The 18,444-nt window shown below is 68.2% G+C and carries 18 protein-coding genes and 1 pseudogene; 3 read left to right on the plus strand and 16 right to left on the minus strand.

Annotated elements, in window-relative coordinates; all coding sequences use genetic code 11:
• Positions 1–3 precede the first annotated feature (3 nt).
• The 5 genes and pseudogenes from QE377_RS00655 to QE377_RS00675 form a co-directional block, all read right to left on the minus strand.
• Positions 4–438, minus strand: a complete 435-nt coding sequence (locus QE377_RS00655) for a cytochrome c oxidase subunit 4 (protein ID WP_137416753.1) — start codon at positions 436–438, stop codon at positions 4–6.
• Positions 439–2,200: pseudogene (gene ctaD, locus QE377_RS00660) on the minus strand (cytochrome c oxidase subunit I). It lies immediately after the preceding gene.
• Between the two features lie 2 nt (positions 2,201–2,202).
• Positions 2,203–3,096 carry a cytochrome c oxidase subunit II gene (gene coxB, locus QE377_RS00665; protein ID WP_307318649.1) on the minus strand — a complete coding sequence of 298 codons (894 nt, stop codon included), beginning with the start codon at positions 3,094–3,096 and terminating at the stop codon, positions 2,203–2,205.
• 154 nt (positions 3,097–3,250) lie between these two features.
• Positions 3,251–3,616, minus strand: a complete 366-nt coding sequence (gene erpA / locus QE377_RS00670) for an iron-sulfur cluster insertion protein ErpA (RefSeq protein ID WP_307318652.1) — start codon at positions 3,614–3,616, stop codon at positions 3,251–3,253.
• 114 nt (positions 3,617–3,730) lie between these two features.
• Positions 3,731–5,122: a dipeptidase gene (locus QE377_RS00675; protein ID WP_307318654.1), complete on the minus strand. Its 1,392-nt coding sequence runs from the start codon at positions 5,120–5,122 to the stop codon at positions 3,731–3,733.
• Between the two features lie 48 nt (positions 5,123–5,170).
• Here QE377_RS00675 and QE377_RS00680 point away from each other — a divergent pair, with 48 nt between their 5' ends.
• Positions 5,171–5,737 carry a DUF3043 domain-containing protein gene (locus QE377_RS00680; protein ID WP_307318656.1) on the plus strand — a complete coding sequence of 189 codons (567 nt, stop codon included), beginning with the start codon at positions 5,171–5,173 and terminating at the stop codon, positions 5,735–5,737.
• 49 nt (positions 5,738–5,786) lie between these two features.
• On the opposite strand, the gene QE377_RS00685 is transcribed toward QE377_RS00680, so the two are convergent.
• The 5 genes from QE377_RS00685 to dnaE form a co-directional block, all read right to left on the minus strand.
• Positions 5,787–6,824 (minus strand): quinone-dependent dihydroorotate dehydrogenase, encoded by a 1,038-nt coding sequence (locus tag QE377_RS00685; protein WP_307318658.1) that lies wholly within the window; start codon positions 6,822–6,824, stop codon positions 5,787–5,789.
• 42 nt (positions 6,825–6,866) lie between these two features.
• Positions 6,867–7,352, minus strand: coding sequence for a transcriptional regulator NrdR (nrdR, locus tag QE377_RS00690; RefSeq protein ID WP_307318660.1), 486 nt, complete (start codon positions 7,350–7,352; stop codon positions 6,867–6,869).
• Between the two features lie 12 nt (positions 7,353–7,364).
• Positions 7,365–8,666: a histidinol dehydrogenase gene (hisD, locus tag QE377_RS00695; RefSeq protein WP_307318662.1), complete on the minus strand. Its 1,302-nt coding sequence runs from the start codon at positions 8,664–8,666 to the stop codon at positions 7,365–7,367.
• A gap of 46 nt (positions 8,667–8,712) precedes the next feature.
• Entirely contained in the window at positions 8,713–9,714 is a 1,002-nt protein-coding gene (locus tag QE377_RS00700) for a hypothetical protein (RefSeq protein ID WP_307318664.1), read from the minus strand.
• An 86-nt stretch (positions 9,715–9,800) separates the two neighbouring features.
• Positions 9,801–13,271 (minus strand): DNA polymerase III subunit alpha, encoded by a 3,471-nt coding sequence (dnaE, locus tag QE377_RS00705; protein ID WP_373459547.1) that lies wholly within the window; start codon positions 13,269–13,271, stop codon positions 9,801–9,803.
• A 112-nt stretch (positions 13,272–13,383) separates the two neighbouring features.
• Here dnaE and QE377_RS00710 point away from each other — a divergent pair, with 112 nt between their 5' ends.
• Both QE377_RS00710 and QE377_RS00715 read left to right on the plus strand, forming a co-directional pair.
• Positions 13,384–13,854, plus strand: coding sequence for an NUDIX domain-containing protein (locus tag QE377_RS00710; protein WP_307318669.1), 471 nt, complete (start codon positions 13,384–13,386; stop codon positions 13,852–13,854).
• On the plus strand, positions 13,854–14,459 hold the full coding sequence (locus QE377_RS00715) for a cyclodeaminase/cyclohydrolase family protein (protein WP_307318672.1): 606 nt from the start codon (positions 13,854–13,856) through the stop codon (positions 14,457–14,459). The genes QE377_RS00710 and QE377_RS00715 overlap by 1 nt, the downstream gene beginning before the upstream one ends.
• Positions 14,460–14,625: 166 nt before the next feature.
• Here the strand turns inward: QE377_RS00715 and QE377_RS00720 are convergent, their stop codons facing one another.
• The 6 genes from QE377_RS00720 to QE377_RS00745 all read right to left on the minus strand — a co-directional run bounded on the left by QE377_RS00720 (position 14,626) and on the right by QE377_RS00745 (position 18,413).
• Positions 14,626–15,546: an RluA family pseudouridine synthase gene (locus QE377_RS00720; RefSeq protein ID WP_307318675.1), complete on the minus strand. Its 921-nt coding sequence runs from the start codon at positions 15,544–15,546 to the stop codon at positions 14,626–14,628.
• Positions 15,546–16,208, minus strand: coding sequence for a signal peptidase II (lspA, locus tag QE377_RS00725; protein ID WP_307318678.1), 663 nt, complete (start codon positions 16,206–16,208; stop codon positions 15,546–15,548). The genes QE377_RS00720 and lspA overlap by 1 nt, the downstream gene beginning before the upstream one ends.
• A gap of 8 nt (positions 16,209–16,216) precedes the next feature.
• Positions 16,217–16,822, minus strand: coding sequence for a DivIVA domain-containing protein (locus QE377_RS00730; RefSeq protein WP_307318680.1), 606 nt, complete (start codon positions 16,820–16,822; stop codon positions 16,217–16,219).
• A 93-nt stretch (positions 16,823–16,915) separates the two neighbouring features.
• On the minus strand, positions 16,916–17,215 hold the full coding sequence (locus QE377_RS00735; RefSeq protein WP_137416737.1) for a YggT family protein: 300 nt from the start codon (positions 17,213–17,215) through the stop codon (positions 16,916–16,918).
• Positions 17,216–17,221: 6 nt separating this feature from the next.
• Positions 17,222–17,692: a cell division protein SepF gene (locus tag QE377_RS00740; protein ID WP_137416736.1), complete on the minus strand. Its 471-nt coding sequence runs from the start codon at positions 17,690–17,692 to the stop codon at positions 17,222–17,224.
• A 31-nt stretch (positions 17,693–17,723) separates the two neighbouring features.
• Entirely contained in the window at positions 17,724–18,413 is a 690-nt protein-coding gene (locus tag QE377_RS00745; RefSeq protein WP_307318684.1) for a YggS family pyridoxal phosphate-dependent enzyme, read from the minus strand.
• Positions 18,414–18,444: the final 31 nt, after the last annotated feature.

Here is an 18,444-nt window from a genome sequence, read left to right on the forward strand (position 1 = left end):
GGATCAGTGCGCGAAGTACCCGCGGTAGTACTCGTACACCCAGCCGACGATCGCCACGGCGAAGATGCCGAGGCCGATCGGGAGCATCCAGGTGCCGACCGCGAGACCGATCGCCGCGACTGCTGCGGAGGCTGCGAGCACGAGCGGCCACCACGACCACGGGCTGAACTCGCCGAGCTCAGGGTCACCGTCGTCGATGTCGGCTGTCAGCGTGTCCTCGGGCAGCTCACCCTGCTGCGCCTTGTAGACGCGGTGCGTGTAGAACCCGATCATGAGCGCCATGAAGGCACCGAACAGCAGAGCGACCGAACCGACCCACTCGATGGCATTGTGCCAGGCGAGATCGGGGTGGGCGAGGATGTTCCAGCCGGTGTAGACGACGTCGATGAAGACGAAGAACCCGACCAGGATCCACCACAGGTTGATATTGGTGCGCACTTACTTGACCTCTCCGTCGGCCGCATCGACGACCGGGGCGTCAGGGGCATCCTTCGCGGGTCCCACGCCCACCGGCACGGCGGCCTCGGGGTGGTTCAGATCGAAGGCCGGGACGCTCGGAACGGATGCGCGGGATGGACGTGAAGTTGTGGCGCGGCGGCGGGCAGCTCGTGGCCCACTCCAGCGATCCGCCGTAGCCCCACGGGTCGTTGACGGTGACCTTGGGCGCCGTGCGCGCGGTGATCCAGACGTTCAGCAGGAACGGGACGACCGAGGCGGCCAGGATCATCGAGCCGATCGTCGACACCTGGTTCTGCCACGTCCAACCGTCCGCCGACGAGTAGTCCGCGTAGCGGCGGACCATGCCGTCGACGCCCAGCCAGTGCTGGATGAGGAAGGTCATGTGGAAGCCGATGAACAGGATCCAGAAGTGGATGTAGCCGAGACGCTCGTTGAGCATCTTGCCTGTCCACTTCGGCCACCAGAAGTAGAAGCCGGCGAACATCGCGAAGACGACGGTTCCGAAGACGACGTAGTGGAAGTGGGCGACGACGAAGTAGGAGTCGCTCAGTGCGAAGTCGAGCGGCGGCGAGGCGAGGATGACGCCGGTCAGACCACCGAAGACGAACGACACCAGGAAGCCGAGGGAGAACACCATCGGCGTCTCGAACGTCACCGATCCTCGCCACATCGTGCCGATCCAGTTGAAGATCTTCACACCGGTCGGCACCGCGATGAGCATCGTCATGAAGGCGAAGAACGGCAGCAGCACCGCGCCCGTCACGTACATGTGGTGCGCCCAGACGGCGACCGACAGCACGGCGATGGCGATGGTCGCGTAGATCAGCGTCTTGTAGCCGAAGATCGGCTTGCGGCTGAACACCGGGAAGATCTCCGAGACGATGCCGAAGAACGGCAGCGCGATGATGTAGACCTCCGGGTGACCGAAGAACCAGAACAGGTGCTGCCACAGCAGGACGCCGCCGTTGTGCGGATCGTAGATGTGGGCACCGAGCACGCGGTCCGCGGCAGCAGCGAAGATCGCCGCAGCCAGGACGGGGAACGCGAGCAGGATCAGGATGCTCGTGACGAGCGTGTTCCAGGAGAAGATCGGCATGCGCCACATGGTCATACCGGGGGCGCGCATCGTGACGATGGTCGTGATGAAGTTCACCGCACCGAGGATCGTTCCGAAGCCCGAGATGCCCAGACCCAGCATCCAAAGGTTTCCTCCGGCGCCTGGCGTGAAGGATGCGCTCGCGAGCGGCTGATACGCGAACCAGCCGAAGGATGCGGCGCCCGCGGGCGTGAGGAATCCGGCGACGGCGATCGTGGAGCCGAACAGGAACAGCCAGAAGGCGAAGGCGTTCAGTCGCGGGAACGCCACATCCGGTGCACCGATCTGCAGCGGCAGGATCGCGTTCGCGAAGCCCGCGAACAGCGGCGTCGCGAACATGAGCAGCATGATCGTGCCGTGCATCGTGAAGAGCTGGTTGTACTGCTCTTTCGTGGGGATGATCTGCATCCCGGGCTCGAACAGCTCTGCGCGGATGATCAGTGCCATCACGCCGCCCAGCAGGAAGAAGAGGAAAGACGCGATCAGGTACATGTACCCGATGGTCTTGTGGTCAGTGGAGGTGATCCACTTGACGATGATGTTGCCCTTCTGCTCGATCCGCGAGGAGCTCAGCAGAGCCGCCTGACGCGGCGGCAGGGTCGTGGGGCGGGAAGGCGCTTCCTGAAGCGGGACTGTCGTCGCCATGATCACTCGTCTCCCTTGGCGGTTGCGCCGGTGCCCGGCAGGTTGCCCAGTCGGTCGTAGGCGTCCTGGATGTCGCCGGTCTGACCCTTGTCGCGCAGGCTGTCGAGGTACTGCTCGTACTCGGCGTCGCTGACGACCTTGACGTTGAAGAGCATCATCGAGTGGTACTCACCGCAGAGCTCGGCGCACTTGCCGGCGTACGTACCCTCACGGGTCGGGGTGAACGACCAGTAATTGTCACGGCCGATGTACATGTCCTTCTTGTACAGGAAGTCGATAATCCAGAAGGAATGGATGACATCGCGGGACTCGAGCTTGATCTTGACGCTCTTGTCGACGGGCAGGTACAGCGTCGGCAGCTGCGACTGGTCGACGTTGCCCGCGGCGTCGGTCTGCGCCTGGATGCCCATGGACCAGACGGCGTCGTCGCCGGAGGCTTCCTCGCCGTTGTACTGGAAGTCCCACGCCCACTGCTTGCCGATCGCGACGATCGACACGTCGGGGTCGTCGGTCTGGGTCTCGAGGGCTGCCTGGTCGCGCGCGGTGAAGGCGAAGAAACCGACCACGAGGATCAGCGGAACGATCGTGTAGAAGATCTCGATCGGCATGTTGTAGCGCAGCTGGACCGGGAGGCCCGTCTGGCCGCGGCGGCGACGGTAGGCGATCATCGCCCACAGCATCAGACCCCACGTGATCACGCCGACGGCGAGCAGAACGATCCAGGAGTTGACCCACAGACCGGCGACCATGTCGGTGTGGTTCGTCGCAGCCTGGCCGTCTTCGGTGAATCCGGGAAGGAAGCCGTGCAACTGGGTCGGGCTGCATCCGGCGAGGATGGCAGCCGTCGCGATCCCCAGCGGAAGAACGGCTAGTCGGATTCGACGTTTCGAAGGCACGGTGCACCTTTCCAGGTCACGAATAAAGCTTCCTTCAGTCTAGAGCAAGCTCACACCTGATTCAGGCCACCCGTCCAGCCCGGAACGACGAATCGGCGCGGCCGGATCGCGTGAAAGCGAGCCCGACCGCGCCGATTCACGGCGTGTCGCGGGGTCAGTGGAAGCTGTCGCCGCAGGCGCAGGATCCCGCCGCGTTGGGGTTGTCGATCGTGAACCCCTGCTCCGAGATGGTGTCCTTGAAGTCGATCTTCGCGCCGTCGAGGTACGGCACGCTCATGTCGTCCACGACGACCTCGACGCCGTCGAAGTCGACCGTCTGGTCGCCGTCGAGCAGGCGCTCGTCGAAGTAGAGCTGGTAGATCAGTCCGCTGCATCCACCGGGCTGGACGGCCACGCGCAGACGCAGATCGTCGCGGCCTTCCTGCTCGAGCAGGTTCTTCACCTTGGCGGCTGCGTCGTCGGTGAGGGCCACGCCGTGTGCGCGGGCCGTCGCTTCGTTCGACAGGGCGGTGTCGGTCATGACTCTCCTCGTGTACTGCGGGGTACGGTCCGATGTCATCTGCTGCGAGGCGGTGCTCCCGCACAGAGACGGATCACGCCGATTCTACGCCGCCGATCCGCATGGAGGGCGGGTTCAGCGACGTGCGTTCAACGACTCCAGGAGCGCCGCCTCCGCCAGCACGGCGTGCTGGAAGGTTTCGAGGTGCAGGGACTCGTTCGGGCTGTGGGCCCGCGAATGCGGATCCTCCACTCCGGTCACCAGGATCTGCGCGCCGGGGAACTGCTCCACGAGATCCGCGATGAACGGGATGGACCCGCCCACGCCGACATCGACCGGGTCGACCCCGTAGCCGGTGGCGAGACTCGTGCGGGCCACCTCGACGGCCCAGCCCTCGGTGTCGACGAGGAAGCCGTCGCCGAGGTCGACGTCGGAGAACGTCAGCTCCGCGCCGAACGGAGCGTGACGGCGCAGGTGGTCTTCGATCGCGGCATACGCCTCGCTCGCCGATTGTCCCGGAGCCACACGGGCGCTCACCACGACGGAGATCTCCGGCGCCAACGTGTTGGATGCGGCGGCGACGCTCGTCGCGTCGATGCCCGTCACCGTCACCGAGGGCTTGTTCCAGATGCGCGACAGGATCGTTCCGCGTCCGATGGGCGTGACCCCGGCCGGAAGACCCGCCTCCGAGCGCAGGGTCTCCTCCGTGTACTCCGGAGTGGGTGCGTCGCGCTCCGTGAGACCCGCGACGGCCACGGCGCCGTCGTCGTCCCAGAGCGTCGCGAGCAGCTTGACGGCTGCCATCGTCGCGTCAGGGACGGCGCCACCGAACATTCCCGAGTGCGAAGCGTGCTCGAGTGTGCGCACCGTGAGCGTGAAGCGGGCGTTGCCGCGGAGCGACACCGTGAGCGCCGGGGTGACCGCATCCCAGTTGCCCGAGTCCGCGACGACGATCACATCGGAGCGCAGCTGGTCGCGGTGATCGGCGAGGAACTGTGCGAAGGAGCGGGAGCCGTACTCCTCCTCCCCTTCGATGAAGAGCGCGATGCCGAGCTCGAGCTCGTCGCCGTACACCTCGTGGATCGCGCGCAAAGCGGCGACGTGCGCCATCACGCCCGCCTTGTCGTCGGCGGCGCCGCGCCCGTACAGGCGCCCGTCGCGCACCGTGGGCTCGAAGGGGGGCGTCTCCCAGAGGGCGTCGTCTCCGGGCGGCTGCACGTCGTGGTGCGCGTAGAGGAGCACGGTCGGCGCACCGTTCCGTGCGGCGCGCGTGGCGAGAATCGCGGGCTGCCCCAGCTCGTCCGTTCCCGGCACGGCCGAGCGGGCGATCTCCACCGAATCGAAGATGCCGATCCCCTTCGCGAGGGCGGCGATCGCCTCGGCGCTGCGCACGAGTGCGTCCTGGTCGAAGGCGGGCCACGCGATCGAAGGGATGCGCACGAGCGCACCCAGATCGGCGAGGGCGACGGGGATGCCGGCGGCGGCCGCTTCGTGAACGGCTCCGTTCCTGGGATTCTCGGAGGTCATGCGGGTAATCTTAAGGCGCACCCCTCCCCCGTTCTTTTGAGGACCATCGTGGCCAAGACCTCTGCCGACTCCGCCGCGCACGACGCGCCGAGCACTCCGACGACCGGCAAGGGGCGTGCGACGCCCACCCGTGCCGAGCGCGAGGCCGCGCGCAAGCGCCCCCTCGTCGCCGACACGAAGGAGGCGAAGGCGCGCGCCCGCGCCGAGCTGCGAGAGCGACAGGAGAAGGCGCGCATCGGCATGGCCAACGGCGACGACCGCTACCTGCAGGCACGCGACAAGGGTCCGCAGCGGCGCTTCGTTCGTGACTGGGTCGACTCCACCTGGCACGTCGCAGAACTCGTGATGCCCATCATGGTCGCCGTGCTCCTGCTCATGTTCGTCGGCATCCCGGCGATCCAGGTCTACGCATACCTGGTCCTGTGGGCCTTCATCATCGTGGCCGTGCTCGACATGGTGATCACCTCGATCCGTGTCAAGCGCGCCGCCCGCGCGAAGTTCGGCGACGACCGCATCGAGAAGGGCCTCGGCTTCTACGGCGCCATGCGCACGGTCCAGATGCGCTTCATGCGCCTGCCGAAGCCCCAGGTGAGGCGCGGACAGCGTCCCGCCTGATCGCATCGACGAAGCGGCCGGCCCCTCGAGGACCGGCCGCTTTCTCGTCTCAGCGCACGCGCGACGGAGCGGCGGCGAGGCCTCTGTTGATCTGGCGCGCCCAGAAGGGTCCCCGGTACAGGAATCCGGTGTAGCCCTGCGTCAGGGTGGCGCCGGCATCCAGTCGGTCCTGGACATCCTGCGCGGTCTCGATGCCGCCGGCCGCGATGACGCAGAAGTCCGACGGCACCTCCTCGCGGACGATCCGCAGCGCCTGGATCGCACGCCCACGCAGTGGAGCGCCCGACAGCCCGCCGGCGCCCGCGGCCTCGACGATGTCCGGCGCCGTGCGCAGCCCCTCTCGGGAGATCGTCGTGTTGGTGGCGATGACCCCGTCGAGCTCCAGCTCCACCGCGAGACGCGCCACGGCGCGGATGCCATCGTCGGAGAGGTCGGGAGCGAACTTGACCAGCAACGGGGTCGCTCCGGATGCGGCACGCACCGCCTGGAGCAGCGGTCGGAGCGTGTCGATCTCCTGCAGGCCGCGCAACCCCGGCGTGTTCGGCGACGACACATTCACGACCAGGTAGTCGGCGAGCGGTGCCAGCAGACGGGCACTGCGGACGTAGTCGTCGACGGCGTCGGCGACATCGACGACGCGGCTCTTGCCGATGTTGACGCCCAGAACGGGGCGCTTGCGCCGCCGGCGCAGCCGGCGCAGTCGCGCGGCCGCCGCATCCGCCCCGGCGTTGTTGAAGCCCATGCGATTGATGACGGCGCGGTCGGGGATCAGGCGGAACAGCCGCGGGCGGGGATTGCCGTCCTGCGGCACGGCCGTCACGGTGCCCACCTCGACGTGTCCGAAACCGAGCGCGTACAGACCCGCGGCGGCGACCGCATTCTTGTCGAACCCCGCCGCGACGCCGAAGGGCGAGTCGAACTGCAGCCCGAGGGCACGGACCCTGGTCTGCGGGGCCGGGCGCGTCAACGCGCGAGCGATGGGCGTGAGCGGACGGACACCCAGAGCCCGGATGACGAGCATGGCGGCGTGGTGGGCCGTCTCAGGATCCATGCGGGACAGAACGCGGCGAAAGAGCAGGTCATACATCGACAGCCAGGCTATCGCTGCCGAGCCCGGCGTCGCGCACCGTCAGTCGGCCACAGGCTCCGACGCGGCAGCCGCACGCAGCTCGTGGTCGGCGCGCAACTGGGCGATCGACGACTCGAAGTCCTCGAGCGACTCGAAGGCCTGATAGACGCTCGCGAACCGCAGGTAGGCGACCTCGTCGAGTTCGCGCAGCGGATCGAGGATCGCAAGCCCGATCTCGTTGGTGTCGATCTGCGAGCTGCCGGTACGTCGCAGGATCTCCTCCACGCGCTGGGCGAGCAGCGCCAGATCGCCGTCGGTGACCGGCCGCCCCTGGCACGCCTTGCGCACCCCGGAGACCACCTTGTCGCGGCTGAAGGGCTCGATGACCCCCGAGCGTTTGATGACGTTCAGGCTCGCCGTCTCGACGGTCGAGAAACGCCCGCCGCACTCTGGGCACTGCCGCCGGCGACGGATGCTGAGTCCGTCATCGGTCGTGCGTGAGTCGATGACGCGGGAATCGGGATGGCGGCAGAACGGGCAATGCATGACCAGGCCAGATTAGTCCTCGAAACGGGCCTCGACGGCCTCGCCGTGCGCAGGCAGCGCTTCGGCGCGGGCGAGGGTGACGATCGCGTCACGCACGTCGGCGAGGGCGGCGCGGTCGTACTCGATGACCTGTTGCGGGCGGAGGAACGTCGATGCGGACAATCCCGCCGCGTATCGTGCCTGACCGCCGGTGGGCAGGACGTGGTTGCTGCCTGCGAGGTAGTCACCGAGGCTGACGGGCGCGTGATCGCCCACGAAGACCGCACCCGCGTTGACGAACTCGTCGACGCGGGGGTCGGACAGGTGGATCTCGAGGTGCTCGGGCGCGTAGGCGTTGCTGAAGGCGATCGCCTGGTCGATGTCGTCGACGAGCACGATCGCCGACTGCGGGCCCGACAACGCCGCAGCGACCCGCTCCGCGTGGCGCGTGCGCGGCTGACGGATGGTGAGTTCTGCGCTCACCCGCTCGGCGAGTTCGGCCGACGGGGTGACGAGCACGGCCGAGGCCTGCTCGTCGTGCTCGGCCTGACTGATGAGATCCGCGGCCACGAGCGCGGGCTGCGCCGAATCGTCGGCGACGATGAGGATCTCGGTCGCGCCGGCCTCCGCATCCGTCCCGACGAGCCCCGCCACGGCGCGCTTGGCTGCAGCGACGAAGTTGTTGCCGGGGCCGGTGACCACATCGACCGGGTCGAGATCGAGCGAGGGCACGCCGTAGGCGAGGGCACCGATCGCGCCCGCTCCGCCCATCGCGTAGACCTCGTCGACGCCCAGCAACCGCGCGGCCGCGAGGATCACGGGGTGGATGCGGCCACCGAACTCACGCTGCGGAGGCGACGCGAGCGCGACGACCGATACGCCCGCCACCTGTGCGGGCACCACGTTCATGACGACGCTGGAGGGATAGACGGCCTTGCCCCCGGGGACGTACACACCGACGCGTCGAACCGGCTGCCACCGCTGGACCACCCGGGCGCCGGGGGCGAGCTCGGTCGTCGTGGACGGCGGGACCTGGGCAGCGGAGGCGGTCCGTACGCGGATGATCGCCTCATCGAGGGCCGCGCGCACATCGGGGGCGAGCTCTGCCAGCGCCTCGTCCAGGTGGGAGGCCGGAACCCGCACCGCGTGATCGGTGACGCCGTCGAAGCGCTCCGCCTGCTCGCGCAGCGCCTGCTCGCCGCGCGCGGCGACATCATGGACGATCTGCGCCGCCGCCGTCAGAGCCGCTTCGCGCGCCATCTCCGCTCGCGGGACAGCGGCCAAGAGCTCGCTCGCGGAGAGCGTGCGAGCGCGCAGGTCGATCGTCTGAAGCATCCCTTCAGGCTACCGTCTCGAGCATCCGGTTCCGCCCGCGCCTGCGTCAGCCGCGTGTGACGCCGGAGACGTCGTGCAGGTAGCCGATGCGACCGTCCTCGTGGCGCACCACGAAGACCTCCCCGCGATCCTCGATGACGAGCGCCCACGCCGTGGCGTCCACGCGGAAGATCGGCACGCCCGTCTCGTCGAGCACCTCGCGCTCCTCGGGCACGAGGGCCCAGAACGCCTGCGACACGGGGATCTGCTCGGTGGCAGGCTCCTCCGCCGCGGATGTGACGCCCTGGTCGTACGCGGCCGTCTGCGCGTGGGGGTCGACGTACACGTCGCCCGTGGTGGCGAACAACGCAGCCGCCTCGTCGCGGGCGGGCTCGGCGGTCTGTGCGGGCTGCGCCCACCCTGCCTCGGAGTGCGCGGCAGGGTAGGTCGCGGCGGGCGCAGCAGCGTGCGTGACGGGCTCGGGTGCCGGACGCTGCGCGACGGGGCGGGCGCCCCGCGCGACGCGGTGGGAAACGGTCTCCGCGCGGTACTCGAAGTCGTCCTTGAGGCCGGGGATGAAGGGGGCGATCACCGTGAACACGACCCCGCCGGCCATGAGCACCAGTTCGACCCAGTGCACCCAGCTGCCGAGACCCGGAAGCGCGAAGGACTCCCAGATCATCTGCACCCACACGACCGCCGAGACGGCGAACGCGACGGAGGCGAACTGGTCGATGCCGAGCGAGCCCACGCGGCGGATGCCCTGGGGAGAGAGCCGGCGCAGCACGATCAGGAACACGGCCACGGTGGGCAGGCCGATCGTCAGCACCCAGGCGATGCCCATCGTCCAGACCGAGACGGGGGCGAAGTAGCTCAGGGAGAAGAAGGAGACGATGAATGCGAGGGCCCAGATCCCGAGGAGCACCACCTCACGGATCGAGAACGGCCAGACGCCGTACTGCGGGGGCGTCGCCTGCTCGTCCTCTTCTTCGTACGCCTCGAACTGGTCGTCCTCCACGGCGTCGACGAACTCGTCGTCACCGGTCACGACGGGGTTCTCATCGGTCATGTCGCATCCTCTCGGCGCGGGCAGGGGAAAGAGCGAGTCGATCCTAACGGCGATGGCTATGAGAGGTCACAGCCTCCACGGGACACTCAGCCCAGGCAGCTGGGACCGAGCAGACCTTTGAGGTCACCGAACAGGTCGGCGCTGATCGTGACCGGATGCGGCACCTCGAACACCTTCGCGGTGCCCGCCCGGTGCAGCTTCAGAGTCACCTCGGTCTCACCGGGATGGCGGTGCAGGACGGCGGCCAACTCCTCCACCACGGACTGGGTCGCCTTCTGCTCCGGGACCACCAGAACGAGGGAGGACGTGGCATCCACCGCTCCCAGGTCAGGACTGAAGCAGCTCTGGGCGTGCAGGTTCAGTCCGTCGTCACGGCGCGACACGCGCCCGCGCACGACCAGGATCGAATCCGCCTGCAGCACCGACTGGAACTCCGTGTAGGTGCGGCCCATGAACATGACGGTGACCTCGCCGTTGAAATCCTCGACGGTGATCATGCCGTACGGATTGCCGCTCTGCTTGGCCACACGATGCTGGACGCTCGTGACCAGACCAGCCACCGTGACCTGATCGCCGTCCTGCACGCTCTCCGAGGAGAGCAGATCGTGGATCGAGGTCGAGGCGTGCTTCGCGAGCGGGATCTCGAGACCGGCGAGCGGATGATCGGACACGTAGAGCCCCAGCATCTCTCGCTCGAAGGCCAGCTTGTCCTTCTTGGTCCACTCGGGCCTCTCCGGGACCTTCGAGACCTGTTGCGGCTCGTCGTCGCCCCACAGGCTGTCGAAGTCGAACCCGACCTCGCCGTTGGCCTCGCGGCGTTTGTCGAGGACGGCCTGCTCGGTCGCGTCCTCGTGGATCTCCAGCAACGCACGTCGGGTGTGGCCCATGGAGTCGAACGCGCCGGCCTTGATGAGCGACTCGACGGTGCGCTTGTTGGCGACGTGCATCGGCACCTTGGCGAGGAAGTCGTGGAAGGAGGCGAAACCCTCCTTCTCGCGGGAAGCGACGATGCCGTCGACGACGTTCGATCCGACGTTGCGCACCGCTCCGAGCCCGAAGCGGATGTCGTCGCCGACGGCGGCGAAGAAGTTGATCGACTCCCCCACATCCGGCGGCAGGACCCGGATCCCCATGCGACGGCACTCGTTCAAGTAGATCGCCATCTTGTCTTTGGAGTCGCCGACGCTCGTCAGCAGCGCCGCCATGTACTCGGCGGGGTAATGCGCCTTCAGATATGCCGTCCAGTAGGACACGAGCCCGTAGGCCGCGGAGTGCGCCTTGTTGAAGGCGTAGTCGGAGAAGGGGAGCAGGATGTCCCACAGCGCCTTGACCGCGGCGTCGCCGAACCCGCGCTCCTTCATTCCGCCCGAGAAGCCCTCGTATTGCTTGTCGAGCTCCGACTTCTTCTTCTTGCCCATCGCGCGGCGCAGGATGTCTGCTTGACCGAGCGAGAACCCGGCGACCTTCTGCGCGATCGCCATGACCTGCTCCTGATAGATGATCAGGCCGTAGGTCGTGTCGAGGATGTCACGCAGCGGTTCCTCGAGCTCCGGATGGATCGGGGTGATCGGCTGCAGCCCGTTCTTTCGCAGGGCGTAGTTGGTGTGGGAGTTCGCCCCCATGGGGCCCGGCCGGTACAGCGCGATGACGGCCGAGATGTCTTCGAAGTTGTCGGGCTTCATGAGCCGCAGAAGCGAGCGCATCGGGCCGCCGTCGAGCTGGAACACCCCGAGCGTGTCACCGCGGGTCAGCAGGTCGTAGGCGGGGCGGTCATCCAGGGCGAGATGCTCGAGATCGAGTTCCTCGCCGCGGTTGCTGCGGATGTTGTCGAGCGCGTCGGAGATGATCGTGAGGTTGCGCAGCCCCAGGAAGTCCATCTTGATCAGCCCGAGCGTCTCGCACGACGGGTAGTCGAACTGCGTGACGATCTGGCCGTCCTGCTCGCGACGCATGATCGGGATGATGTCCAACAGCGGCTCCGACGACATGATGACGCCGGCCGCGTGCACGCCCCACTGACGCTTCAGGCCCTCGAGCCCCAGCGCGCGGTCGAAGACGGTCTTCGCCTCGGGATCGCTGTCGATGAGCGCGCGGAACTCGCTGGCCTCCTTGTACCGCGGGTGCTCCTTGTTGAACATGCCGCCGAGCTCCATGTCCTTGCCCATGACGGCCGGCGGCATGGCCTTGGTGAGCTTCTCTCCCATGGAGAACGGGAAGCCGAGCACGCGGCCCGCATCCTTCAGCGCCTGCTTCGACTTGATCGTGCCGTACGTGACGATCTGCGCGACGCGCTCCGAGCCGTACTTCTCGGTGACGTACTCGATCACCTCGCCGCGGCGACGGTCGTCGAAGTCGACGTCGAAGTCGGGCATGGAGACGCGATCGGGGTTGAGGAAGCGCTCGAAGATGAGCCCGTGCTCGAGGGGGTCGAGGTCGGTGATCTTCATCGCGTAGGCGACCATGGACCCGGCGCCCGAGCCGCGACCGGGACCGACGCGGATCCCGTTGTCCTTGGCCCAGTTGATGAAGTCGGCGACCACGAGGAAGTAGCCGGGGAATCCCATCTGCAGGATGATGCCGGTCTCGTACTCGGCCTGCTTGCGGACCTTGTCGGGGATGCCCTGCGGGTAGCGGTAGTGCAGCCCCTTCTCGACCTCCTTGACGAGCCAGCTGTCCTCGGTCTCGCCGTCGGGCACGGGGAAGCGCGGCATGTAGTTGGCGGAGGTGTTGAACTCCACCTCGCAGCGCTCTGCGATCAGCAGTGTGTTGTCGCACGCCTCCGGGTGGTCACGGAAGAGCTGACGCATCTCCTGCGCGGTCTTGATGTAGTAGCCGTCGCCGTCGAACTTGAAGCGGTTGGGGTCGTCCAAGGTGGACCCCGACTGCACGCAGAGCAGGGCCTCGTGCGCATCCGCCTCATGCTGGTGGGTGTAGTGCGAGTCGTTCGTCGCGACGAGGGGGATGTCGAGATCCTTCGCCAAGCGGATCAGGTCGCTCATGACCCGCCGCTCGATGGAGAGCCCGTGGTCCATGATCTCGGCGAAGTAGTTCTCCTTGCCGAAGATGTCCTGGAACTCCGCTGCGGCCGCGCGCGCCGCGTCGTACTGCCCCAGCCGCAGGCGCGTCTGGACCTCGCCCGAGGGGCAGCCCGTCGTCGCGATGAGCCCCTTGCCGTAGGTCTGGAGGAGTTCGCGGTCCATGCGCGGCTTGAAGTAGTACCCCTCCATGCTCGACAGCGAGCTCAGCCGGAAGAGGTTGTGCATGCCCTCGGTGGTCTGACTCCACATGGTCATGTGGGTGTACGCACCCGAGCCCGAGACGTCGTCGCTCTTCTGGTCGGGCGAGCCCCAGGCCACGCGCGACTTGTCGCTGCGGTGCGTTCCGGGGGTGACGTAGGCCTCGAGCCCGATGATCGGCTTCACACCCGCGGCCTGCGCGGCGCGGTAGAACTCGAATGCCGCGAAGGTGTTCCCGTGGTCGGTGACGGCGATCGCCGGCATCCCGTACTCGGACGCCGCCTGCGTCATCGCGCCGATCTTGGCGGCGCCGTCGAGCATCGAGTACTCGCTGTGCACATGGAGGTGAACGAAGGAGTCTGCCACCTGTCCAGGGTACGCGCAGGCCCCTGACATCGGACGCCCGATCGGCTCCTTCGACTAGCGTTGCGGCATGGCCACCCCCGAGTTCATCCTCGAACTGCGCCGCATGGTCGGCACGCATCCGCTCACCCTCACGGGCGTCACGGCGGTGATCGTGCACGAGGGGCGCATCCTGCTGGGGCGGCGCAGCGACAACGGCGCGCTCACGCCGATCACGGGGATCGTCGATCCGCACGAGGAGCCCGCCGACGCCGCGCGCCGGGAGGCCGAAGAGGAGGCGGGCGTCCGCATCCGCGTGGATCGCCTCGCCTGGGTGCATCAGATCCCGCGCGTCGTCTACGCGAACGGCGACCAGACGGACTACCTCGACCTCACCTTCCGCTGCGCATGGCTCGACGGCGACCCCTACCCCGCCGACGGCGAGATGACCGAGGTGGGGTGGTACCCGCTCGACGACCTCTCGGGGCTGGATGACGAGATGCAGGCGCGCGTCGCCGCGGCTCTCGAGGACGGTCCGACCCGCTTCGCCGGCGGTCGGTGATGGCGACGGAAGCGTGGCACGAGCGCACGCTCGACGCGTTCCTCCGGGGCCTTCGCCGGGCGACCGGGAATCCGGGCGGCGGCGCCGCAGGCGGCATCGTGGCAGCGATCGGCGCGGCGCTCGGGACCATGGTGTGCAACTACACGCCCGATGAGCCTCGCGCCCGGGAACGCGCGCTCGCCCTGGGTCTGCTGGGCGATCGACTCGTCGCTGCCGCCGCGGCCGATGCCGAGGCCTCGGAGAGGCTGGGCGCCGCGCTCGCGCTGAGCGACTCTCCGGACCGCTCCGCGGCCGTGTTCTCCGCCGCGGCCGACGCCTGCGCCGCATCCGCCGCTCTCGGCGAGCTCGCCCTCACCGTGGCGCAGGAGCTTCGGACGGTGGCGGATGTGGGCAACCGCCACCTCATGTCGGATCTGGCCGTCGCGGCAGATATCACGGCCGCAGGCCTGGGCGCGGCCGCGACGAACCTCCGAGGCGGGCTCGAGCTCGCCGCGGCGCACGGCGATCCCGCCGCCCTCGAGGCCTCGTACCGTGCGCTGGTCGCGTCGCTGCTCGCCGCCCGCACCGACGCCCGCGCGCTGGCCGACCGCCTCGGCGAACCCTGACCGCTCTCGCCTCGCTACCTCGGCGTCTCCCTTCCACCGCGAGACTGCATCTCCGCGACGAGATCACGGGTGATCACCGTGATCTCGTGAAGGGGATGCAGTCTCGCGAGAAGAACGGGGCAGCATCCGTGCCCGCGGGATAGAGGGAAGGAGCGTGGCCCGCGGGTCAGTCCTGGCGCAGGATTGCGAGAGCGGCGGCGAGATCCGGCGCGTACTCGGACGTGAAGGTGACCCACTCTCCGGTCAGCGGATGCGTGAACGAGAGCTCTCGAGCGTGGAGCCACTGGCGGGTGAGGCCGAGACGCGCCGACATCGTCGGATCGGCGCCGTAGAGCGGGTCGCCCACGCACGGATGCCGGTGCGCGGCCATGTGCACGCGGATCTGGTGCGTGCGGCCGGTCTCGAGGTGCACCTCCAGCAGGGATGCGCCGGGGAAGGCCTCCAGCGTCTCGTAATGGGTCACCGAATCCTTGCCCTCGGGGCGGACCGCGAATTTCCAGGAGTGCGAGGGATGCCGCCCGATCGGTGCGTCGATCGTGCCCGCGAGAGGGTCCGGATGCCCCTGCACGACGGTGTGATAGATCTTCTCGACCTCGCGCTCCTTGAACGCGCGCTTGAGCGCGGTGTAAGCGCTCTCGGTCTTCGCGACGACCATCAGCCCGCTGGTGCCGACGTCCAACCGGTGCACGACACCCTGCCGCTCCGCGGCGCCGGTCGTCGCGATCCGGTAGCCGCCGGCTGCGAGGGCGCCGAGCACCGTCGGGCCGTCCCATCCGAGGGACGGGTGTGCCGCCACCCCGGAAGGCTTGTCGACCACCACGATGTCGTCGTCGTCATGGACGATGCCGAGATCCGGCACGTCGACAGGGACGATCTCGGGCTCGCGCTTGGGCTCCCAACTGACCGAGAGCCAACCGCCCGCGCGCAGGCGGTCCGAGCGGCCGACGACCCGGCCGTCGAGCTCCACGCCGTCCGCGTCGGCGATCTCGGCCGCGAACGTTCGCGAGAAACCGAGCATCTTCGCGAGCGCGGCGTCGACGCGGACGCCGTCGAGCCCGTCGGGAACGGGCATACTGCGTGATTCCATCAGCTCTCGCGGCGGCCGTCACCCGCCGCCGGCGGAGCGCCCGCGTCGGGGTCGGCCGTGGGGAACAGCGGATCGCGCATCTCGCCGGTGCCGGCCGGCGTCGCCTCGCCCGACTCGGACGCATCCTCCGCCCGCGATTCGGCGTTCGAGCGACGCTCACGCGTTCCGTCGAAGCGGAGGCCGACCAGGACGAGCAGGGCGACGGAGATCATCATCGTCACGATGAAGATGTCGGCGACGTTGTAGATCGCGGGCATCATCCACGGCGTCGAGATGTAGTCGATCACGTGGCCGACCGCGAATCCGGGTTCGCGGAACAGGCGGTCGGTGAGGTTGCCCAGGACGCCGCCGAGCAGCAGGCCCAGCACGACCGCCCAGATGCGAGAGCGGATGCGGCGAGCGATGACGACGATGGCCACAGCGACAGCCGCCATCGCGATCGTGAAGATCCAGGTCACGCCCTCGCCGAGCGAGAACGCCGCCCCGGGGTTTCTCACGAGGTAGAAGATCAGGAAATCGCCGATGACGGGCACCGGCTGCTCCGGAGGCAGCTGGGCGATCGCGAGGAGCTTCGCAAACTGGTCGGCGGCCAGCACCAGCACCGCGAGAGACGCGATGATGATGCCGGCCGCCGCCTGACGCAGGGGTCGTCGGTCCGACAAGGCCTTACTCAGAGACCGATGGCCGAGACGGGAGTGTTGGACGAACCGCTGGGCGAGGTCTCGAGGTCGCGGAGCTTGCCCTCGATGAAGCTGCGCAGCTCGGCGCGGTAGTCGCGCTCGAACTGGCGGAGCTCGGTGATGCGGGCCTCGAGCGCCTTGCGCTCCTTCTCCTGGCGGGCGATCTCGTCGCGCCCCTTGGCCTCGGCCTCGGCGACGATGGTCGCGGCCTGAGCCTGGGCGTCGGCGATGAGCTGGTCGCGCTGCGCCTTGCCCTCGGCGACGTGCTCGTCGTGCAGACGCTGCGCGAGCTCGATGATGCCGGCGGTGGCTGCGGCACCCTCGGCGGGAGCCGGGGCCGGAGCGGGGACGGGAGCCGGAGCGGGCGTCTCGGCGACGGGCTCCTCGACGACGGTCTCCGCAGCAGCGGGAGCGGCGGGGGCGCCGGACTCGAGGGCCGCGACCTTCGCCTTCAGCTCATCGTTCTCGGCGATGGTCTTACGCCATTCGACGACGATCTCGTCGAGGAAGTCGTCGACCTCGTCCGGGTCGAAGCCCTCCTTGAACCGGACGTGCTGGAACTGCTTGGTGACGACGTCATCCGGAGTCAATGCCATGATGATTCCTCTTTCGGGGCGTGGCGGCGTGCCGATTTCAGGGGGATGATGCCCGCGGACGGGCCGCTTCAGCCAAGCATAGTCGGCCGTGAATCACCTTGCGAGGGAACCGGTGACCGATAGCAGGATGAAACAGAGCAGCATCGTCAGCGTGAACGCGAAGTCGATCGCGATCGGGCCGACGCGCAGCGGGGGGATGAAACGACGGAACAGCTTGATGGGCGGGTCCGTGACCGTGTAGACGAGCTCAGCGGCCACGAGACCCGCGCCGCTGGGGCGCCATTCGCGGTTGAAGATGGGGATGTAATCCAGCACCAACCGCGCGAACAGCACCAGCAGGTAGATCAGCAGCAGGATGTTCGCGATCGAGGCGACGAGGCGGACGACCTCCACGACGCGTTACTGCTGTGCAGCGAACGGCGTCGCTTCGGGGTCGGCCTGCGCGACGGCTCCGTCGCCCGAGACGGCGACGTTCTCCGGCGAGAGCAGGAACACCTTGCTCGTCACGCGCTCGATGCGCCCGTAGAGGCCCAGCGAGAGTCCGCTCGCGAAGTCGATGAGACGGCGCGCGTCGGCGTCGCTCATCTGCGACAGGTTGATGATGACCGGCACGCCCTCGCGGAAGTTCTCTGCGATGATCTGGGCATCGCGGTACTGCTTGGGGTGCACGGTGAGAATCTCCGTCACCGCGCCGACGGACGGCTGACGGACGACCGCGGGGCGGTGGATGGGGGTCACGGGCGCGGCTTTCTCGACGACCTGCTCGGGCTTGCTGCGGCGCTCGCGCACCGGAGCGGGCTGCTCCTCGTAGACCTCTTCCTCGTCAGCGAGGCCCAGGTAGACCATGGTCTTCTTCAGCGGGTTCGACATCGCATCCTCCGTTTGCTCGTCCTCTTCGAGGCTAACCGTGTAGCGGGCGCGGACCCGTGATTGCCGACCCGATCCGCAGGTGTGTCGCGCCCGCGGCGATCGCTTCGACGAAATCACCGGTCATCCCGGCAGAGATCCAGCTCGCCGCGGGCTCGAGTCGGCGCACGCGCGTAGCGTACTCGGCCACACGGGCGAAAGCCGCGGCGGGTTCTTCGTCCAGGGGCGCCACCGCCATCACCCCGCGCAGGCGCAGCGTGTCGCAGCCGAGAACGTGCTCGACCAGCGCCTCCAGGCCGTCCGGGGCGACTCCCCCGCGTCCCGGGTCATCGGTGAGGTTGATCTGCACCAGCACGTCGAGCGGGGCGTCGCCCTCGCCGGCGGCGCGCTGCAGCGCATCGGCGAGTCGCGCGCGATCGATCGTATGGACCGCGGATGCGGCATCTCGGATGGCGCGCGCCTTGTTGGTCTGGGCCTGACCGATGAACTGCCACACCAGATCCGCGAGGTCGGATGTCTCCTCGCGCTTGGTCGACAGCTCCTGCTGACGGTTCTCCCCCACCTCGCGCACGCCGAGCGCGTGAAGCTCACGCACGAGCGACGCGGGGTGGAACTTGGTGACCACAATCCGGGTGATGTCGGTCGCGTCTCGGCCTGCGGCTCGCGCCGCATCCGCGATGCGCTCGTCGATCGATGCCAGACGGGATGCGAGGGTGTCGCCCACTCGTCCTCCAGGAGAATCGGCACGGGCGGGT

This window comes from Microbacterium sp. SORGH_AS_0862, from assembly GCF_030818795.1.
GTDB lineage: Bacteria > Actinomycetota > Actinomycetes > Actinomycetales > Microbacteriaceae > Microbacterium.